This window comes from Herbaspirillum sp. NPDC101397, from assembly GCF_044767325.1.
Classification (GTDB): Bacteria; Pseudomonadota; Gammaproteobacteria; order Burkholderiales; family Burkholderiaceae_D; genus Herbaspirillum.
In genome coordinates this window covers 138,473-158,528 of the sequence record NZ_JBIWNS010000009.1, presented here as the reverse complement: position 1 = coordinate 158,528, position 20,056 = coordinate 138,473, and the positions used below count along the sequence as shown (strand labels likewise).

Genomic DNA, 20,056 nt, shown 5'->3' with positions numbered 1-20,056 from the left:
CATCAACAAGTCACAAAGCCAGCTTATCCTGTCTACTCTTTCGCGATACATGCAACCGATATGCATGATTGCACGGTGTGCCGGACCAATCGTCCGGTGCACCACTCTCCGCCCGCCTCTTCTGCTCCTGCTTCCCTCAAGACGACAACTACAGTTCACTTCCCCAAGTGCTGTACGTACTTCTGCTGCTACTGCTACTTCCCCTCTACCCCCAAAATTCCAAATTCGTCTGCCTGACTGCCGTCACCAGGCGCCGGTCACCTGCAAGCGGCTCAGCGTCATCTTGGTGCCGTCGCCTTCGGCGGCCTGCATGACCAGCCCGCTGCCCAGTTCCTTCGGCGGTTTCTGATACCAGTCCATGCAGACCTGCGACAGATTGCTCAGCGCCGGCTTGTTCATGAACTGCTGCAACAAATCGCGTGTCAGCGCCAGGTTCGGCTCCAGCCGGAAGTCACCCAACGCCTTCAACTCAGTCGGAGACGCCGACATGCGCGCCAGGTCCTTCTGGAACATCTGCCGCGGCACCGCCATCGGATGGCCCGCGTCTGTCAGCAATTCTTCAAACACCGGCGCCATGAAGTCCAGCGCATAACCGTCGCATTGCACCCAGCAGTGGAACGCGTCGCTGTTGCTGTCGACCTTGTCGCCGTCCAGCGTGCCGAAAGACAAGGCGCCGCTGCCGTCTTTGCTGATCAGGTAGAACGCCGCGCCGGCAACCGGGAAGGCATTCTTCTTGTAAAACTTTTTCAATATCTGCGCCGCGGTGACGCTGAAGAAAAAACTCGCGGCCGGGATATTGGCGTCGACACTATCGAGTACCGAGTGAATGACGCGAAAAATACGTTGGTAATCCGCAAGCGGGATGAGGGGGCGAATGTTTGATGATTTCATCCGCGTATTTTCTCATACCGCATGCGGGTCAAGTCGGGTCAAGCCGGGTCAGGTTCGCTCACGCCGCATTCTTGCTGCTTGCATCCGCATCGTTGCTGTGCAGGAAGCAGGCGCAGTTGACGTCGTGGTGTACCGAGCAGGCGGTCAGTTCACGCAAGCGGTCCGATTTTTCGTGATCGGCCGAGAGTACGCGCAGGCGCTCACGGGACATCTTCATTTCGCGCTTGTTCCATTCGCAATCGGCACGGATGAACAAGTACATCAGCAACATGCAGAAACCCAGGTAAGTGACGAACATCAGGGCGATGTCGTTCGGCACTGTTTCGACGATGAATTGCATATGACCTCCGTTGGCTTGATTACGCAGAAGGTCTGTTGTCGCAGGGCTGTCGCCGTGTTGCAAACCGTCTGTCCATGGAGTGCATCATAGACACGCAGGCAGGCACAATCTATCGGGGAATTCCCTATGTCTGCACGGCATTGTGGACGGCGCGCTACAAGAGTAAAACGGGGAGAAAAAGAAGAGGAGAAACGAGCTTGGGAAACGGAGTTCCCGTAGAAGAATTACGGCGGCTGCGCCCCATGATCGGGGCGCCGGCGCATCAGTCCGACTGTGCGTCGATATCGGCCAGAGATTCGCGACCACGCTGGGTGATCTCGTACTGCTTGCTGCCTTCCTTGGCGGCGATATGTCCCTTGCGAACCAGGAAGATCGCGACGTCGTCCTCGACCACCGCCTCGGCATCCGCATTCAGGCCGCGCAAGGCTTCGATGCAGCGGTAGATGAACAGCGTCTGCTTGCCCTTTTCGGTCAAGGCCAGATTGCCTTCACGCGTGTACTCGAGCATCTTGATGCCGGTCAGGCGCTTGGTGTTGCGCGCCACGCAGGCACTCGGGCGGCCGCGATGTTCCTTGCGGCTGATCTGACCGAGGGCGTCAAATTCATCTTTGGTCAAATCATTGCTCATTGCTGCGTTCTCCGGTTGGTGCTTGCTGTATGCGGACATCCGACCGGATGCCACGGCCGTCATGGTACGCGCGAAACGGCGTTCTGCACAGACTTGACGGCCGACTTACCCACAGTCCCTGTGAACAGCCCTGTGGACAAGCTGTGGGATATCGACGCAATCCCTTGCGGCAACTGCCCTGGCGACAGATTGATTGTTTATTGGGCGGCAACTTCCAAGACCGGCAAAAAAAAACCCGCCGGGCGGGGGCCGGGCGGGTTCAATCTCAAAAAACTTCTTCCAGGAGGTTATTGAGGAGACGGTGCCACTGTAAGGCCAAAACACGCGCGTGAAAACGATCAATATCGCATTCGCTTATGCCATGGCGGCATAACAGTCGGCTTCCCTACCCTCCCGCCCGCCTACATCGGGGGCTTGACGCCGTCCTTTTCAATCACGAAACGTCCGGCCTTCCAGTCTTCGCCGCTGCGCGACGCCACCACAAATACCGTCAGGCCCGGCTTCAGGTCCTGCACGGTTGCCGGCACGAAGGTCACGACCGGTACATCCGTCGGCACCCGGATCTTGATGCTCTTGCCCTGGTAGGTCAGTTCGAGATCACGACCCGCATTGCCCGACACTACCGCCGAGACGGTGGCGTTGGTCATGCTGCTGCCCGGCAGCAGATCCCAGTCGTAGTGCCCCTCACCGGATCCGCGTGCCTCTTCAGGGAACACCACGACTTCCAGCGCCTCGATGCCGCCGTTGGCGGTGGGCTTGCCTGCTGTACCGATGAAGCTGCCCTGTTTGATCGACGCCAGTTCGAGCGCCTTGACCGAGGAATAGCGCGTCTCGTCGCTCAATTGCAGCGTGAGCTTCTTCCCTTCGCGGGTCAGCACGTCGACGCTGTTGCTGCCGACCGCGGCGACGGTGCCGCGAATCCTGCTGGGCGCCGCGTTCTGCGCTTGGACCAGCACGGGCAACGCCAACGCAGCAATTGCAAACAAGGACAACAACCTGGAACGACTCGACATGATGATTCCTTAGATAACAAAAAAATCAGTCTAGCATCGGGACCGAAATGCCGCTGACGCGCCACATGCGCACATTTCGTCGCCTGCCTGCCACGGCTGCAAGCCGGACCATGGCTGCGGCTTGCAGCCGTGACAGGCAGACGATTGATGAGGGGATTCGTTTTTCGGCAGGTAAACCGCGTCGTGCGTTCGCTCATCGACAAAACAATGAGCAAAACATTTACAAATCAACGAGTGAAGTTATTTGCAAACGAGTCAGGACAAGTACTGAATTTTGACGAAAATAACTATCTAGAAAATCTCGAATTTATTCGATATGAATCGCCCGCCAGATTTGCAAGAATGCAGTCAAGTCACTCGCATCCCTATCGGTTCCTGCACCTGAAGCCGCTCCTCTTCAGGCGCAATCGCGAGTCCGGGACTACGTCTCCGGTCGACAGGTTTTTCGGGGGAGTGACGAGCTTTCCCGGTGCCGGTTCCCCTGGCACCGGGTTTTTTTATGCCCGCAGCAAAACCATCCTGCCATGAAAAAAGCAGCATCCGACGCCACGTCGCATACTGCTTTCCGTACTGCACTTCATCTTCGTCGCGGCCTGCCATCAGGCACCACAACAGCGATACCGTTTTATCCGAGACGCCAGTTGGAACGATGCCTGGAACGCGATTTGATGATATGCAATTCATCATTGGCCGCCGGCGAGGTGCGGCGGAATACATTGCGCCCCGCATTGGTCAGGTTGAAAGCGCCGCCCAGATTGGGAATGCCAAGGCCTTTGCTGATCACGCTCTGCACTACGCGACGCGGAATGATGCGGAAGTCGCCCTTGAACACGCTGTACATCCAGCGCAGTTCTTCACCGGTCAGTTCGACGTTGGGATCGACCTCGGCGACGGCGCGTACGGATTTCTTCGGGATGCTGCGTTCGCTGATTTTCTCGGCGCGATCTTCTAGCGTGTATTCGGTATCCAGCTCAATAGTTTTCATGATTTCCTCACGGCAATTAAAGTCATACTAGCACAAACTTTAACTTAGTGTGAAAGCCTGAATACCGCGTCCAGCAAGGGATGCCAAGGCGCCAACATGTCTTTTGCACATGTTTTTCAAGACGTAAAAAAAGCCGGCTCAGCCGGCTTGGCAATGCCGCAAGGAAATTAAGCGGCCGTTTCTTCGGTCATTGGCTTGCGGGGCGAATGCTTGATGGCGACACGCGCCGCGGCGCGTTCTTCAGCCGTCATGTCCAGCATGTCCTGATACACCAGCTGTTGCGCCTGCAAGCCATCCAGATGGGGGAACAGCGCCCTCTTTTCTTCGACCAGGCGTGCAGCCTTGCGGTGATCGCCGTCGCAGACGTCGATGATGAAATCGTGGCGGCGCTGCTCGGGCGTGGCGGCGACACGGTCGGCTGTGGCAACGCGGTTGAACACGTAGATGAGTCCGCAGAAGGCGACCAAGATCCAGATAAGGCTGTTCATGACAAACTTTCGGCAAGTGGTTGGATGCCTTGCATTGTGATTTTTTGCCCCGCCCGGCGATATAGGAAAACTCTCAAATGCAATTTGGCCCTCGCCATGGGCTACACTGAAGCCTGCACGCAACGTGGAAACGGCTCCTAAGCGGCCACTTCGCGCTACGAAAACAAGTCATCCTCTGGTAAGATGTCGCATAACCTTCCGTCGTGCGATGCCTTCTTGAGACGCACCTCACATTACTTTCACGTACTGACCTATAAAAAATGGAAGTTACCGAGACCCCCAGTCCGCTGATGCGCCCTCGCAAAAAGACCCAAAGCCTGTCCCAGGAAGTGGTCGGCGCGATTTCCGAAATGATTTCCAACGGCGCGATCAAGCCGGGCGAGAAGCTGCCCACCGAGTCCGAAATCATGCTGACTCAAGGCGTCAGCCGCACCGTGGTGCGCGAGGCGATCTCGCGCCTGCAGGCTGCGGGACTGGTGGAAACGCGGCACGGCATCGGCACCTTTGTGCTGGAAGCGCAAAAAGCCGGCAACATCAATATCGACCCGGCCACCATCACCACGATGAAGGACCTGCTGGCGCTGCTGGAATTGCGCATCAGCCTGGAAACCGAAACCGCCGGCCTGGCTGCCGCGCGCCGTACCGATGCGCAATTGCTGGAAATCCGCCAGGCGCTCGACGCCTTCCATGAGAACCTGAAAAAAGGCGTCGACACCGTCGGCCCTGACTTCCGCTTCCACTTCCAGATCGCCAACGCCACCGGCAACCGCTATTTCATTGAAATCCTGAGCCACCTCGGCGCCGGCGTGATCCCGCGCAAGCGTCTCAACACGGCTGAACTGGCGCGCGATCCGCAAGCCAGCTACCTCGACCGCGTACAGCGCGAGCACGAAGACATCTACGAAGCCATCGCCCGCCGCGACACCGAAGCCGCGCGCGCCGCCATGCGCAATCACCTGACCAATAGCCGCGAACGCCTGCGTCGCGCCCAGGAAGCGGCCGAATCGGCTGCCGATGCGCAGCAACAGGAAAAGGCGTCGGACAAGTAGCAACGAACGAAACAGCAACTCGATAGCAAGGCACGACCCGGCCGGCAGCAAAAACTGCTGGCTTTCTTTTAATCTATGTTGTACGATGACTGATATCCTAAGTTAACCCGAATTCAGAAGGCACGCATCCATCCGGACTCATCGGGTTCATTCAACCCAATGCACCCTGAACAAACACTGCAGCGCGACGATACTTTTCTCTCATCACTGGCACCTACGACACCGACATGTACACACCACAAGACCTGAAACAAATCCTCTCCGCCGGCCTGCTCTCCTTCCCGCTGACCGACTTCGACGAGCAAGGCGACTTCCGTCCGAAGAGCTATATCGAGCGCCTGGAATGGCTGGCTCCCTACGGCGCCAGCGCGCTGTTCGCGGCAGGCGGCACAGGTGAGTTCTTCTCGCTGGTGCCGGGTGAGTATTCGGACATTATCCGCACCGCCGTGGATACCTGCAAAGGCAAGGTGCCGATCATTGCCGGCGCCGGCGGCGCCACCCGCGCAGCCATCGGTTACGCCCAGGAAGCCGAACGCCTCGGGGCGCACGGCATTCTGCTGATGCCGCATTACCTGACCGAAGCCAGCCAGGAAGGTATCGCCGAACACGTCGAAGCCGTCTGCAAATCGGTCAAGTTCGGCGTCATCATCTACAACCGCGGTGTCTGCAAACTCAACGCCGACATGCTGGAACGCCTGGCCGACCGTTGTCCGAACCTGATCGGCTTCAAGGACGGCGTCGGTGAAATCGAATCCATGGTCACCATCCGCCGCCGCCTCGGCGACCGCTTCACTTACCTCGGCGGCCTGCCGACCGCGGAAGTCTATGCTGCCGCTTACAAGGCGCTGGGCGTGCCGGTCTACTCCTCGGCCGTGTTCAACTTCATCCCCAAGACCGCGATGGACTTCTACCACGCGATCGCCAAGGAAGACCACGCCACCGTCGGCAAGCTGATTGACGATTTCTTCCTGCCTTACCTGGCCATTCGGAACCGCAAGGCCGGTTACGCAGTCAGTATCGTCAAGGCCGGCGCGCGTGTCGTCGGACACGATGCAGGTCCGGTGCGCACTCCGCTGACCGCCTGCACGGAAGCGGAACACGAAGAACTGGCCGCACTGATCAAGAGCCTCGGCCCGCAATAAATTGCACAGAATGCACAGCAGTTTTTTCATCCATAAGAAGTAACCAAGCCACGACTGACCGCCGGAACATTCCCGCGGTCAGTTTTGGCTTCCATGCTTCCACTTTCAGGAGATCACGATGTCCCAATTTGCGAACTACATCAACGGCGAATGGCTGCAAGGCGCCGGCGTCAACAAGAACGTCAACCCGTCCGATCTGTCCGACGTCATCGGCGAATACGCCCAAGCCGACGCAGCGCAAGCCGACATCGCCATTGCCGCCGCCCACGCTGCTTTCCCTGCCTGGAGCACCGGCAACATCCAGGCGCGTTCGGATGCACTCGACAAGATCGGTTCGGAAATCCTGGCGCGCAAGGAAGAACTCGGCCGCCTGCTCTCGCGCGAAGAAGGCAAGACGCTGGCTGAAGGCATCGGCGAAGCCGGCCGCGCCGGCAATATCTTCAAGTTCTTCGCCGCCGAAGTGCTGCGCATCCAGGGCCAGAAACTGGCATCGGTGCGTCCCGGCATGGACATCGAAATCACGCGCGAACCGGTCGGCGTGGTCGGCATCATCGCCCCGTGGAATTTCCCGATGGCGATTCCTGCGTGGAAGATCGCACCGGCGCTGGCCTACGGCAACACCGTCGTTTTCAAACCGGCTGAACTGGTGCCGGGAAGCGCCTGGGCGATTGCCGACATCATCAGCCGCTCGGGTATCCCGGCCGGCGTGTTCAACCTGGTCATGGGCCGCGGTTCAGTGGTCGGCCAGCGCTTCATCGATGACCGCCGCGTCACCGCCCTGACCTTCACCGGCTCGGTTTCGACCGGCAACCGCGTGGCGCAAGGCTGTATCGCGCGCATGGCGAAGTTCCAGCTTGAAATGGGCGGCAAGAATCCGCTGGTGGTACTCAACGACGCCGACCTCAATGTCGCCGTCACGGCCGCCGTGCAAGGCGCGTTCTTCTCGACCGGCCAGCGCTGCACCGCGTCCAGCCGCATCATCGTCGAAAAGGATATCTATCCGCGCTTCATCGAAGCGGCGCGCGCCCAGCTGGCCGGCCTCAAGATCGGTCACGCGCTGACGGCCGACACCAACATCGGTCCGGTCGTCGATCAATCGCAACTCGACCAGAACCTGTCGTACGTGGAAATCGGCAAGCAGGAAGGCGCACGTCTGGCCTTCGGCGGCGAGCGCGTCAAGCGCGACACCGACGGCTTCTACATGACGCCGGCGCTGTTCGCCGACTGCAACAACGACATGCGCATTTCGCGTGAAGAAATCTTCGGACCGGTCGCCTCGGTGATCCCTGCAGACAACTACGAGCACGCGCTGCAACTGGCCAACGACACCGAGTTCGGTCTGTCGTCGGGCATCTGCACCACCTCGCTGAAGTATGCCACCCACTTCAAGCGCCACGCTCAGGCCGGCATGGTGATGGTCAACACGGCCACCGCCGGCGTCGACTATCACGTGCCATTCGGCGGCCGCAAGGCGTCGAGCTTCGGTCCGCGTGAACAAGGCGCGTACGCTGCCGAGTTCTACACCACGGTCAAGACGTCCTACACCGCGGCATAAGCACCTCATCAATCCCTGACCTCATCAGGTATCCACAGCCGCCGGCAACGGCGGTTTCAGCGCCGGAACGTGTGTTCCGGCGTTTTTTTTGAGTGCCGGAAAATCCGTGCGGGCATAAAAAAAGCACCGCCGTGGCGGTGCTTCCAGTGCGTCAACAACAATGCCTCAGAATTGTTCCCAATCGTCGTCCGTCCCCGACGCTGGCGGCAGGCGCGGCGCCGACCGCTCAGTGGCCACCGCAGTGCCGGCTGCCACCGTGGTGCCGGCTGGCTTGCTCAACGCGCGCGGCGCCTTCGCGGCGGGTACGGCGGCCTTGGGCGCAGCCGCCGGTGTCGATACCTGAGCGGTGCGCGCCGCCGGCCTTGCCGCTTGCTGCGCATCGATCCGGAAAATGCTGACCGCCTCGGCCAGCGTCATCGCCTGCGTCTGCAGAGACTGCGCAGCAGCAGCAGCCTCTTCCACCAGCGCAGCGTTCTGCTGCGTCACTTCGTCCATCTGTGCAATCGCCTTGTTGACCTGGGCGATGCCGTCGCTTTGCTCGCGGCTGGCCGAGCTGATTTCACCGACGATGTCGGTCACGCGCCGTACGCTGTCGACCACTTCACCCATGGTCATGCCGGCGTTTTCAACCAGGCGGCTGCCCGAGTCGACCTTGCTGACTGAATCGGTGATCAGTTCCTTGATCTCCTTCGCCGCTGCGGCAGAGCGCTGCGCCAGGCTGCGCACTTCCGACGCCACCACGGCAAACCCGCGGCCTTGCTCGCCGGCGCGGGCTGCTTCGACCGCTGCATTCAAGGCGAGGATATTGGTCTGGAACGCAATACCGTCGATCACGCTGATGATGTCGACGATCTTCTTGGATGAGTCGTTGATGGCGGTCATGGTGTCGACCACCTGCGCCACCACCTCGCCGCCCTTGACTGCCGTCTCGGACGCCGAGTGCGCCAGCTGGTTGGCCTGCTGCGCATTCTCGGCGTTTTGTTTGACGGTGCCGGTCAGCTGCTCCATCGAGGCGGCAGTCTCTTCGAGCGAGCTGGCCTGGGTCTCGGTGCGTGACGAAAGATCAAGATTGCCGGAGGCGATTTCCTGCGCGCCGGTGTTGATGATGTCGGTGCTGGTGCGCACGCGCGAGACGGTACTGAGCAAGCCCTGCTGCATGCTGCGGATCGAGGCGAACAGACGGCCGATTTCATTGCGGGAAGGCTCGCTGATTTTCATCGTGAGATCGCCGCCGGCCACCTGGTCAAGCAATGTCACGGCGCGGTTAAGCGGCCTCAGCACGATACTGCGCAGCAGGAAATGCACCGCCAGCACAAGGATCAATGCGGCAATCAGGCCAACCGCCACCAGCCACACCACCATGTTGTATTCGCGGCTGCGCTGGTCGACGATGTCGTCGGAGAGATCCTTGGTCAGCTTCTGGAATTTTTCCAGCTGCGTGGAAAAGTTCGCGCCCCGGGCCGTGATATCGCGGCCGTTGATTTCAACGTAGGCGTTGGTGTCATTGGCTCGCAAGGCATCTGCGGCCTTGTTGAGCACGTCCGACAATTGCTTGCCGGCGCTGACAAGGTCCGCCTTGAGCTTGTCATCCTGCCCCTTGAACGGCGCCGCCTTGTCGAACTCGTCGATCAATTTGAGCGTACGGTCATAGCTGGTTTGCGCGCTCTTCAAGGCTGAGTTCTTGATCTCCTGATCGTTCTGCTCCTTTAACGCGCTGTAGGCGCGCGTCAGCGCGGCGCGGGTGCGCGTGGTGTCCTTGTAGGCGTCGTTGATGGTCAGCGCGCGCGAAGCGACGTCATGCACCATCACGGTGGATTCGTTGGCGCGCCCCAACGCAAACACGCCGACTGCGGCGCCGAACACGATCATGGCGGCAAACAGCGCCAGCGCGCTCATCAGACTGAAACGAACGGTGATGTTCCGCATTCTTCACTCCCATTTATTGGTGTTTTAATTGTCGATGCACGCGAACGCGCCCTGCGCAATCTTAGAGCAAGGCAAAACGCCCGATGCGATTTTCTGCACGTTTTTTGAGCAACATCAAAAGTCGTCTTGTCGGATCGGCAAGTTCGGTGCTCCAATGCAAAATCCCCCGCATGGCATGGCCTGCGAGGGATTTTTTCAAGCTGAACCGCACGTCCTCAAGGAAACGCGACGATCTCCACCCAGTTCGGATTCTTGCCCAGTTCATAGTGCTGCAAAGGCTTCAGCGCCCCGGTTTTACGGTTGATGGCGTAGCTGGTCAGACCGTTCGATTTTTGTCCGACCGCCAGCAGATACTTGCCTTGCGGATCGATGTTGAATCCGCGTGGCTGGGTCTCGGTGGCGAAGTTGCCAATGACGGTCAGTTCGCCGGTCCCGGCATTGACCCGATACGCGGTCAACGTGCTCGACGTGCGTTCCGATGCATAGAGGAAGCGGCCATCCGGCGTCAGATGGATATCCGCGGCAGCCGGGGCGTCGCCCTTGAATCCCGACGGCACGGCTGATACGCTGCCCTTCAGCGTCAACGTGCCTTGCGCCGCATCGTAGGCATACGTGTTCACCGTACCGTCGAGCTCGTTGGTGGAAAACACATAGCGCTGGTTCGGATGGAACACAAAGTGACGCGGACCGGCCCCGGCCTTGGTGGCGACCGATGGCGGCGTGTTAGGCGTCAGCTTGCCGGTGGCGGCGTCGAATTTGAATTGCAGGATGACGTCGCTGCCGAGGTTGGAAGCGAAGACGAAATTGTTCTTCGGATCGCTGCTGACGGCGTGGGCATTCTTGCCCGTGTTGATGACGGTGGCCGGCTCCTGCACCAAGCCGGTGGCGCTGATCGGATTGACCGAAATCTTGTGTCCGGTATAGGACGCGGCAAACAGGAAGCGGCCGGTCTTGTCGGTCGCCAGGTTCGCCATGTTGTCGGCCAGCGGAACCGTTGCCAGCGCTTTCAACTTGCCACTCTGCTGATCGACCGCGAAGGTCGTCACTGAATACGGCTGCGAGCGCAGCGACGCGTACAGACGACGGTGATCGGGACTGAACGCCAGCGGCATCACCGTGCCGCCCGTCGGCACCTGCTCGACCAGCTTCAGGCTGCCGTCCCTGTTCAGTTGCAAGACCGAGATGTCCTTGCTGTCGGCATTGGACACGTACACCATTGTTGCTGCGTGGGCGCTGATACCTACGATAGCTATCGTGCAGCCCAACATTGCTGCACCGGCCTTCAGTGCGTACTTTCCGAATTCCATGCTTCCTCCCGTTGATGAAAAATGCTCCCGCTGTCGATGACGCGGGAGCTTGTAGTTTTTTGTTTGCAGTCTGATGAGGGCTGAATAAAGCTGAATAAGGCTGAATGAAGCGGAAGGAATCAGGTGATCGGCGCCGGGTTGAACAGCGTGAGCGCATTGTGCAGCTTCCACTTCTCAGCCCAGGTCTGCTTGCGGCCGCTGGCGACGTCGAGCATCAGCTGGAACAGTTCCCAGCCGACGTCGGCAATCGTCGCTTCGCCGCTGGCGATGCGGCCGGCGTTGACGTCCATCAGGTCATGCCAGCGCCGCGCCAGGTCGTTGCGCGTGGCGACCTTGATCACCGGCACCGCCGCCAGTCCGTACGGCGTGCCGCGGCCAGTGGTAAAGATGTGCAGGTTCATGCCGGCCGCCAGCTGCAAGGTGCCGCAGACGAAATCGCTGGCCGGTGTGGCGGCGTAGATCAACCCCTTTTGCTTCAACTTGTCGCCGGGAGCCAGCACGCCGGAAATCGGGCTGCTGCCCGACTTGACGATGGAGCCCATGGCCTTCTCGACGATGTTGGCGAGGCCGCCCTTCTTGTTGCCGGGAGTGGTGTTGGCGCTGCGGTCGACGCCGCCTTTTTGCAGGTAATTGTCGTACCAGTCCATCTCGCGGATCATGGCTTGCGCGACCTCTTCGTTGATGGCGCGCGAGGTCAGCTGATCGATGCCGTCGCGTACTTCGGTGACTTCCGAGAACATCACGGCGGCGCCCGCGCGCACCAGCAGATCGGTGGCAAAGCCGACCGCCGGATTGGCCGTCACGCCCGAGAAGGCATCGCTGCCACCGCACTGCACACCGACCACCAGGTCGGAGGCCGGGCACGTCACGCGACGGCGCTTGTCGAGTTCCTGCAGGCGGGCTTCAGCCATCTTCAGGATGGAATCGATCATCGAGTTGAAGCCGACGTGTTCCGCATCCTGCAGGCAGACCACGTAGGCTTCGCCTTCCTTGTGGATGGGGATGATGCTTTCCGGCAGCAGGCGATTCGGTTGCAGCTTTTCGCAACCGAGGCTGACCACCATGGCCTGGCCACCGAAGTTGGGATTCAGGCTGATGTTGCGCAGCGTGCGGATCGGGATGTCGGCGTTGGGTGCGTCGATGGCGACGCCGCAGCCGTAGGTGTGTTCCAGCGCGACCACATCTTCGACGTTGGGATACTTCGGCAGCAGTTCCTCACGGATGCGCTTGACCGCATGCTCGACCACGCCTGCCACGCATTGCACGGTGGTGGTGATCGCCAGCAGGTTGCGCGTGCCGACCGAACCGTCGGCGTTGCGGTAGCCTTCGAAGGTATAGCCTTCCAGCGGCACCGAAGCCAGTTCAGGCGCCTTGCGCGTGGCGATCGGCAGGTTGTCGAGTTCGCGCGCCGGCGGCAGTGTCACCACCGATTCCTCGATCCAGCTGCCCTTGGCGATATCGCGCGCGGCGTAGCCGATGGCGACGTCGTAGCGGATGATCGCCTCACCTTGCGGAATATCGCGCAAGGCGATCTTGTGGCCTTGCGGCACCTGGCTGATCAGCGTCAGTCCATCCGGAAAAACCGTCCCGGCAGGCAGGCCGCGATCATTGACGACAATGGCGACATTGTCGTTCTCGTGCATCAGGATATAGCGCGGCGTGTTGACGTTGGTGCTGATACTGACGCTGGCTTGGCTGTTTGTTTCGGTGCTCATGGCTATTCCCATCTGCTGCAATTTTTCTGCGGGTTATTACAAGATCAAAGCGGCTTCAGTTCGACGCGCTTGATTTCCTTGACGATCACCAGGTAGCTGATCACCGTCACCAGCGCATTGGCGCCGACGAAGATCAGGGCGCCGCTGAACGAGCCGGTTTCCTTCAGGATATAGCCGATCACGATCGGCGTGGTGATACCAGCGATATTGCCGAAGGTATTGAACAGGCCACCCGACAGTCCGACGATTTCCTTCGGAGCGGTATCGGCCACCACGGCCCAGCCCAGCGCGCCGACACCCTTGCCGAAGAAGGCCACGGCCATGATGCCCACCACCATCCACTGCGCATCGACGTAGTTGCACAGGATCATCGTGGTCGACAACAGCATGCCGCCGACAATCGGGATCTTGCGTGACATGGTGACGCTGTTGCCGCGCTTGATCAGGCGATCCGAAATCAGGCCGCCGACCACACCGCCGATAAAGCCGCACACCGCCGGGATTGACGCCACGAAACCTGCCTTCAGGATCGACATGCCGCGTTCCTGCACCAGATACACCGGGAACCAGGTCAGGAAGAAATACGTGATCGTGTTAATGCAGTACTGCCCGATGTACACGCCCAGCAGCATGCGGTTGCTCAGCAGTTGCTTGATGTAGCCCCACTTGGCCTTGCCCGCGTCAGCACTGGTAACAGCGCCTGCGGCGGATTTCGGTTTGGCCTGGTCCATATCCACCAGCCCGCCGCCCTGCTCGATGTGCTGCAACTCGGCCTGATTGATCATCGGATGATCTTTCGGGCTGTGGATGATGCGGATCCAGATGAAGGTCAGCAAGATGCCGAATGCGCCCATGACCGTGAACACGTGGTGCCAGCCGTAGACGTGCGTGATCCAGCCCATCAGCGGGGTGAACAGCACGGCCGCGAAATACTGCGCCGAGTTGAAGATGGCTGATGCCGTACCGCGCTCCGCCGTCGGGAACCACGACGCCACGATGCGGCCGTTGGCCGGGAACGACGGTGCTTCCGCCAGGCCGACCATGAAGCGCAGCAGGAACAGCAGCACCACCGCAGCGGCCGTACCGAACCAGGTGACGCCACCCTGCAGCAGCGTGAAAAAGGACCACAGGAAAATGCTCAGGGCATAAATTTTCTTGGAACCGAACCGGTCGAGCAGCCAGCCGCCCGGCAATTGCGCCAGTACGTAGGCCCAGCTGAATGCTGAAAAGATGTAACCCATCATCACAGGGTCGAGGCCGAGTTCGGACTTCATCGAAGTGCCGGCAATCGACAGCGTGGCGCGATCGGCGTAATTGACCGTCGTCACGATGAACAACATGAACAGAATCAGATAGCGGACATGGGTCGGCTTGAAATTTTCTTTGGCGCTTGCGCTGATGGCGGCACCCACTTGATTGACACTCACTGATTGTCTCCTGACCGGAACTGCGCCCGGACCTGGAAGGAAACGACAAATAAGGAACCGGGAGGCGGCAAAGGCGCGGTCTCCTGCTCATGTTTGACATTGTCCGACCAAGCGGCAGCGGCAGTATTTATTATTGAAGAGCTGCAAATGACTTTGTTATCAGTCATCATACAACATAAATCGCAGTATAAACACGCGCTTTTGGTTTGGCAATGGAATTATCACCTGCCCCCAAAATACCTCTGCAGCCCGCTACAGCAGCGAAGTTAAGCAAATGCTTAATCCATCAAAACTACCCGAAGCCATCTGAATTCGGTGCTTTTTTCCTCCAGGCAGGCAGGCCGCCACTACCCTTTTCCCTCGACGAATCAGCGGGGTTGTATGACCATTTCCCGGAAGACAAACCGTTTGCCCACAAAAAAGCCACCCTCGCGAAAGGATGGCTTTTGGACGCCGGAAAGAATTCCGGCTCGCAATCTGCCGCGCCTTATTTCGGCAGCAGCTGACCGCGAATTTCGCCGCCCGGATGGGCTGCGGTGTGGACGTTGACGTAGAGCCCGCCGGCCAGGTAGGCGGCGTATTGCTCGTCGGTGAATTTGGCGCCGGCCGGAACCGTCCAGCCGTTGTCGCCGTCCTTGGTCAGGCCGACCAGCACCGGACCGTTGGCGCCGGCAGCGCCGGTATGGATGTGCGCCATCTTGCCTTCGATGCCGGTGGTGGTGATTTTGCCGCTCACGCTCTTGTCGGCGGCGACGCTGATGCTGCCGGTGCCGCTGGCGGTGGAACTGTTGGCAGGGACTTCGCTGGCGCCCTTGAGGTCGACGCTGACGGTTTGCGCGATGGCGGCGCTGCTGAACGACAGAACTGCGACCAATGCGAGAGCGATGCGGGTGGTGGTGACGTTGATCATGCTTGGTTCTCCTTGATGTTGGACTTTATTGGGAAACAGCTCGCGCAGTGTAGAACACAAACGCGAGCGCTGCAGCGTCACTACCGTTTTTCAAATCCTCTGCAATGCCGCCTTCACCCGCTCCGGCGTGAACGGCACCGTGCGCAAGCGGATGCCGACCGCGTCCCACACCGCATTGGCCAGCGCCGCCGTCACCGGCGACGCCGCCGCTTCCCCGCCGCCCAGTGGCGGCATGGTGGGACGGTCGATCAGGTCGATGCGCAACTCCGGCACCGCCGGGAACGCCAGGATGGGATAGCTGGCCCAGTCGACGTTCTGCACCCGGCGCGTGTCGAAACGAATCTCTTCGTACAGGCTGCGCGAGATGGTTTGCAGGATGCTGCCCTCGATCTGCGCGCGCAGGCCGTCGGGATTGATGATCAGTCCGCAATCATGCGCGCAGGCCACGCGCAGGACGCGGATCTCGCCGCTGGAGCGGTCGACCTCGACCTCCATTGCCATGGCGACATAGGTTTCGTTGTGCTTGTAGTGCGAATAGGCGATACCGCGCCCGCGCTTGTTGGCCTTGTTGGCAATGCCTGCGCCGGCGGCACGCGATTGCCAGCCGAACAGTGCCGCCGTGCGTTTCAACACTTCGGCGCCGCGCGCATCCTTGAGCGATTGCAGGCGGAACGCCAGCGGATCCATGCCCGCTTGCGCCGCCAGCTCGTCGGTGAAACATTCCACCGCATAGATGTTGGCGATCTTGCCGGGCGCGCGGATGTTGGCCGGACGCAGCGGCGCACTATCATGCCAGTGCACGCCGACCGCGACGTTGGCGACCTCATAAGGCGGATCGCCGTTTTGCGAAATCAGGCCGGTCGAAATCCCCTTCGGCTGCGGCATGCCGGCCGTCTGCGGCGCCAGCAAAGGCACCGTCGGCAGGCTGGCGGTCGCGCGCGGCAGCCACATCTCGGTGCGCCATGCGGCGATCGACTTGTCGGCGTTCAAGGCGCCTTCCAGCGTCAGCGCCTGCGGCGGTCCCTTGGGATCGAAGCCGTGCTCGTCCTGCCGCGACCACTGTACGCGCACCGGCTTGCCCAATGCCTTCGACATCAGCGCCGCATCAGCGGCGGCGTCGTCGTGGCCGTTCATGCCGTAGCAACCAGCGCCGTCGACGTAGACCAGGCGCACCGCTTCATTGGACAAGCCCAGCATCTGCGCATACGCCGGACGATAGCGATGCGTGCCCTGCGAGGCCGTGTAAATGATTGCCTGCTTCGCCCCCACGTCAGCCACCGCGCATGACGGGCCGATCGAGCCGTGCGTCTGTATCGGCCAGTAATAGCTCGCGCTGATTTTGTTGCCGGCACCTTGCAAGGCGGCGACCGCATCGCCCTTCTTCACCAGCGTTTCTTCGGCATCGAAGGGGCCGCTGCGCAGCCATTGCTCGACCTTGTCGTGTCCCATCAGTTTGTTGCTGTCGCTCCAGACCACTTTAAGTGCCGCGGCCGCCTGGATCGCGTCCCATTCATCGGGCGCGGCGACGGCAAGGAAGTCGCCCAGCCGGACCACCTTCACACCGGGAAATTTCTTGATCGACGATTGATCGACCGAGACGATGTTCGCGCCCTCGGCAGCGGGACGGATCACGCGGCCATGCAGCATGCCGGGCAACTTCACGTCATGCACATAGGTATGCGTGCCGGTCACCTTGGCCGGTACGTCAGGACGCAGCAGCGGCTTGCCGACCACGCGATAATGTTGCGGATTGTTGAGCGGCGCCTTGGCGTCGACCTTGAGATCAAAACGCTTGCCGCCGACCAGCTCGGCGAAGCTCAATCCAGCACCTCCGGATTTCGGCCGCACCACGCCGTCCTGCACCATCAGCTCGGACGCCGGTTTCTGCAAGCGTGCCGCCGCCATCGCGATCAACGCCTCGCGCGCGGTTGCCGCCGCCTGGCGGATCTGCACGCCGCCGCGCATGACGCCGCTGCTGCCGGCGGTCGGTCCCTGATCGGGCGTGAGCGCGGTGTCGCCTTCGATCATTTCAATCTTGTCGACGCCGATGCCAAGTTCTTCCGCCGCCATTTGGCGGATCGCGATACGCAGTCCCTGGCCGAGATCAACCTTGCCCGAAAACAAGGTCACCGTGCCGTCCTGGTGGATCGCGATGTAGCCGTCCACGGCGCCGGCGTCGAGCGTCTTGTCGAGCAACGCAGGGGCCTGCGCGTTGCCGGCCTTGTCGCGCAAGACCTGCTCGGTGGCCAGCACCGTTACGGGAGCAATCAGCGTTACCACCAGCGCGCCGCCTGCCTTGAGCAACTGACGCCGGCTCATTTGAATGTCGAAAGCTGCGTTCATGCCGGCGTCCTCCCGGAGGCGCGCATCACCGCGCGCAGGATGCGCACGTGGGTGCCGCAGCGGCACAGGTTGGCCGACAGGGCATCCTTGATCTCGGCTTCGCTCGGTTTCGGATTCGACGCCAGCAAGGCGGCGCTGGTCATCACCATGCCGTTGGCGCAGTAGCCGCATTGTGCGGCCTGCTCGGCGATGAAGGCGGCCTGCACCGGATGCGGCTTGTCGGGTGTGCCGAGGCCTTCGATGGTGGTGATGGATTTGCCGGCCACCGCCGACAGCGGCGTGACGCAACTGCGCAGCGGTGTCTGGTCGAGCAGCACGGTACAGGCGCCGCATTGCCCCAGCCCGCAACCGAACTTGGGACCGGTCAGGCCGATGCTGTTGCGCAGCGCGTAAAGCAGGGGTTGGTCGGGATCGCGGACATCAACGGAACGGGCCGTGCCGTTGACGGTGAAATTGATGGTGGGCATGACGCTCTCCGGGTCATTAAAGCTGGCTATTAAAAATCTACGGGGATTTCCAAATCACTGCAGTGCCGAGGCATGGTGCGCGATGGATTCTAGCATGGCGACATTCGCAGCAGAATGGGCTTTTCAGGCGATTTGTCAGCATCCTGAAAGACTGATTGGCACACAGACAACAGAACGTGAAAACTTGCTGCAGCAAGGAGCATATTTCCGCGCGCAAGCAAGCCGATTCACAGATAATCGTCCGACTCCGCCGTCATCAGAACAACAAGGGACCACTCATGCATTACCTCCTGCGCCACCTCCTGCTTTGCCTGAGCTTCGCCGCTGCCGTCACGACCGCGGATGCGCAGCAGTCCCAGCACCTTGCCGGCGACCTGCATGAATCCGTCGTCACGCTTGACGTCCGCGTCAAGGACTTCTACGGCCGCGAACAAACCGGCAAGGTCGTCGTCACCCAATTCAAACCGGACGGCGACGGCCCCTTCCCCATCGTCATCCTCAACCACGGACGCAGCCCGACCAACCGCTCCGATCCGCCGCGTTTCCGCTACATCAAACAGGTGCGCTACTTCACCGAACGCGGCTTCGCGGTGTTTGAACCTACCCGCATCGGTTACGGCCAGCAAGGCACCGATTTCGATCCGGAATACAGCGGCGGCTGCAGCGCCAAGGACTACGCACCCATGGCGGAAGCCGCCACCACGCAGATCCTGGCCGTACTGAAATACGCCAAGGAGCAGCCCTATGTCGATCCTGCGCGCGTGCTGATCGTCGGCCAGTCGGTCGGCGGCTACTCGACCGTGGCTGCCACAGCGCACCATCCGGCCGGCCTGGTCGGCGCGATCAACTTTGCCGGCGGCTCCGGCGGGGACCCGGCTTCGCATCCCGGCATCCCCTGCCAGGGTAACCGGCTGGAAGAGATGTACGTTCACTTCGGCAAAACCGCCAAGGCGCCGATGCTGTGGATCTACACCGAGAACGACCAATACTTCAACCCGGCCCACAGCAAAGCCTGGCATGCCGCCTTCGTGAAGGCCGGCGGCACCGCCGAATACCACCTGCTGCCGCCCTTCGCCAAGAACGGCCACACGCTGTTCTCCAACGGCGTCGAAATCTGGTCGCCGATCGTCTCGGAATTCCTCGGCAAGCTCGGCTTCAACGCCGAACCGGTCAAGCACTAATTCCGGATTTTTTAGACCGGGATCACGGCGACGCGTCACGACCGCCGGCCGCGCAATTGATCCGGACGATCAGGAAATTGCCTGTTCGACCTCAGCACCCGACTCTGCCGACGCCACGCTGCGCGTATGACGAATCTCAGCACGAATCTGCTGCGGATTCTTGAGCAGGTTGAGGATCGGGCACGTCTTTTCCACCGCCTCGAACAAGGCGTCCACGTCTTCCTTCGCCGCCGGCGACACCAGATGCACGGTGTAGCCGATGTCATGCGGATAGATCGGGATGTCTTCGTAACCGGGGCGACCGCCGCGCGCGTCGATCTTGCCACTCACTTCCACCTCCAGCGACTCCACCGGAACCTGCCGGTGCGCCGCCTGGATCAGGAAGATATGCGTCACGCAGGAACCGAGCACGCCCAGTTGCAGTTCAGGCGAACTGGGGCCGAGGTTGTAGCCGGCGAAGTCCGGCGGGCTGTCGCTGATCACCTGATGATCGCGGATGCGGATGCGGCGCACGCCGCTGCGGCCTTCCGCGCTGACGGTTGCTTGCAGCGCAACGGGCGCGGCCTTGCCGGCGTCGATGGCCGCTTCGCGCGCCAGCACGGCGCTGCGTTTTTCGGAGAGGTAATGGTTGAGCGTGGTCATGGTGGTTTCTTTCTGAATTTCTGTGAGGGATCAAAATGCGATGTCAG

20 protein-coding genes are annotated in these 20,056 nt (G+C 60.7%); 5 read left to right on the top strand and 15 right to left on the bottom strand.

Translation table 11 applies throughout. The features are described from left to right. Nucleotides 1-243: 243 nt before the first annotated feature. The 6 genes from ACIROW_RS21140 to ACIROW_RS21115 all read right to left on the bottom strand — a co-directional run bounded on the left by ACIROW_RS21140 (nt 244) and on the right by ACIROW_RS21115 (nt 4,345). Nucleotides 244-891, bottom strand: coding sequence for a DUF2026 family protein (locus tag ACIROW_RS21140; RefSeq protein WP_402278585.1), 648 nt, complete (start codon nt 889-891; stop codon nt 244-246). A 58-nt stretch (nt 892-949) separates the two neighbouring features. After that, complete coding sequence (locus ACIROW_RS21135; protein ID WP_402278583.1) at nt 950-1,231, bottom strand: hypothetical protein; 282 nt, start codon at nt 1,229-1,231, stop codon at nt 950-952. A gap of 262 nt (nt 1,232-1,493) precedes the next feature. Further along, entirely contained in the window at nt 1,494-1,859 is a 366-nt protein-coding gene (locus ACIROW_RS21130; protein WP_402278581.1) for a hypothetical protein, read from the bottom strand. A gap of 401 nt (nt 1,860-2,260) precedes the next feature. Next, entirely contained in the window at nt 2,261-2,872 is a 612-nt protein-coding gene (locus ACIROW_RS21125) for a hypothetical protein (RefSeq protein ID WP_402278579.1), read from the bottom strand. A 625-nt stretch (nt 2,873-3,497) separates the two neighbouring features. Further along, a complete protein-coding gene (locus tag ACIROW_RS21120) occupies nt 3,498-3,857 on the bottom strand; it encodes a hypothetical protein (protein WP_402278577.1) in 360 nt (119 codons plus the stop codon). A gap of 167 nt (nt 3,858-4,024) precedes the next feature. Further along, nucleotides 4,025-4,345 carry a hypothetical protein gene (locus tag ACIROW_RS21115; RefSeq protein WP_402278575.1) on the bottom strand — a complete coding sequence of 107 codons (321 nt, stop codon included), beginning with the start codon at nt 4,343-4,345 and terminating at the stop codon, nt 4,025-4,027. 260 nt (nt 4,346-4,605) lie between these two features. Between ACIROW_RS21115 and ACIROW_RS21110 the strand changes: the two genes are divergently transcribed. The 3 genes from ACIROW_RS21110 to ACIROW_RS21100 all read left to right on the top strand — a co-directional run bounded on the left by ACIROW_RS21110 (nt 4,606) and on the right by ACIROW_RS21100 (nt 8,091). After that, entirely contained in the window at nt 4,606-5,394 is a 789-nt protein-coding gene (locus ACIROW_RS21110; RefSeq protein WP_402278573.1) for a FadR/GntR family transcriptional regulator, read from the top strand. 227 nt (nt 5,395-5,621) lie between these two features. After that, nucleotides 5,622-6,536: a 5-dehydro-4-deoxyglucarate dehydratase gene (gene kdgD, locus ACIROW_RS21105; RefSeq protein ID WP_402278571.1), complete on the top strand. Its 915-nt coding sequence runs from the start codon at nt 5,622-5,624 to the stop codon at nt 6,534-6,536. Nucleotides 6,537-6,654: 118 nt separating this feature from the next. Further along, nucleotides 6,655-8,091, top strand: a complete 1,437-nt coding sequence (locus ACIROW_RS21100; protein WP_402278569.1) for an aldehyde dehydrogenase family protein — start codon at nt 6,655-6,657, stop codon at nt 8,089-8,091. A 165-nt stretch (nt 8,092-8,256) separates the two neighbouring features. Here the strand turns inward: ACIROW_RS21100 and ACIROW_RS21095 are convergent, their stop codons facing one another. The 5 genes from ACIROW_RS21095 to ACIROW_RS21075 form a co-directional block, all read right to left on the bottom strand. Beyond that, nucleotides 8,257-10,017 carry a methyl-accepting chemotaxis protein gene (locus ACIROW_RS21095; protein ID WP_402278568.1) on the bottom strand — a complete coding sequence of 587 codons (1,761 nt, stop codon included), beginning with the start codon at nt 10,015-10,017 and terminating at the stop codon, nt 8,257-8,259. Nucleotides 10,018-10,078: 61 nt separating this feature from the next. Further along, nucleotides 10,079-10,216, bottom strand: coding sequence for a hypothetical protein (locus ACIROW_RS21090; RefSeq protein WP_402278566.1), 138 nt, complete (start codon nt 10,214-10,216; stop codon nt 10,079-10,081). 16 nt (nt 10,217-10,232) lie between these two features. Beyond that, nucleotides 10,233-11,285: a lactonase family protein gene (locus ACIROW_RS21085; protein WP_402278778.1), complete on the bottom strand. Its 1,053-nt coding sequence runs from the start codon at nt 11,283-11,285 to the stop codon at nt 10,233-10,235. 158 nt (nt 11,286-11,443) lie between these two features. Further along, the gene (gene garD / locus ACIROW_RS21080) at nt 11,444-13,039 is read right to left on the bottom strand and encodes a galactarate dehydratase (RefSeq protein ID WP_402278564.1); all 1,596 of its coding nucleotides are present in this window, start codon (nt 13,037-13,039) and stop codon (nt 11,444-11,446) included. Between the two features lie 44 nt (nt 13,040-13,083). Then, the gene (locus ACIROW_RS21075; protein WP_402278562.1) at nt 13,084-14,466 is read right to left on the bottom strand and encodes an MFS transporter; all 1,383 of its coding nucleotides are present in this window, start codon (nt 14,464-14,466) and stop codon (nt 13,084-13,086) included. 212 nt (nt 14,467-14,678) lie between these two features. Between ACIROW_RS21075 and ACIROW_RS21070 the strand changes: the two genes are divergently transcribed. Next, nucleotides 14,679-14,972 carry a hypothetical protein gene (locus tag ACIROW_RS21070; RefSeq protein WP_402278560.1) on the top strand — a complete coding sequence of 98 codons (294 nt, stop codon included), beginning with the start codon at nt 14,679-14,681 and terminating at the stop codon, nt 14,970-14,972. On the opposite strand, the gene ACIROW_RS21065 is transcribed toward ACIROW_RS21070, so the two are convergent. From ACIROW_RS21065 to ACIROW_RS21055, 3 genes are all read right to left on the bottom strand, one after another. After that, nucleotides 14,954-15,376 (bottom strand): CHRD domain-containing protein, encoded by a 423-nt coding sequence (locus tag ACIROW_RS21065; RefSeq protein ID WP_402278558.1) that lies wholly within the window; start codon nt 15,374-15,376, stop codon nt 14,954-14,956. The genes ACIROW_RS21070 and ACIROW_RS21065 overlap by 19 nt on opposite strands. 90 nt (nt 15,377-15,466) lie before the next feature. After that, the gene (locus ACIROW_RS21060) at nt 15,467-17,719 is read right to left on the bottom strand and encodes a molybdopterin cofactor-binding domain-containing protein (RefSeq protein WP_402278556.1); all 2,253 of its coding nucleotides are present in this window, start codon (nt 17,717-17,719) and stop codon (nt 15,467-15,469) included. Then, on the bottom strand, nt 17,716-18,186 hold the full coding sequence (locus tag ACIROW_RS21055) for a (2Fe-2S)-binding protein (protein ID WP_402278554.1): 471 nt from the start codon (nt 18,184-18,186) through the stop codon (nt 17,716-17,718). Before ACIROW_RS21055 ends, ACIROW_RS21060 begins: the two co-directional genes overlap by 4 nt. Before the next feature lie 278 nt (nt 18,187-18,464). Here ACIROW_RS21055 and ACIROW_RS21050 point away from each other — a divergent pair, with 278 nt between their 5' ends. Next, nucleotides 18,465-19,367: an alpha/beta hydrolase family protein gene (locus ACIROW_RS21050; protein WP_402278552.1), complete on the top strand. Its 903-nt coding sequence runs from the start codon at nt 18,465-18,467 to the stop codon at nt 19,365-19,367. A 69-nt stretch (nt 19,368-19,436) separates the two neighbouring features. Here ACIROW_RS21050 and ACIROW_RS21045 read toward each other — a convergent pair whose 3' ends face one another. After that, entirely contained in the window at nt 19,437-20,009 is a 573-nt protein-coding gene (locus ACIROW_RS21045; protein WP_402278550.1) for an OsmC family protein, read from the bottom strand. Nucleotides 20,010-20,056 lie beyond the last annotated feature (47 nt).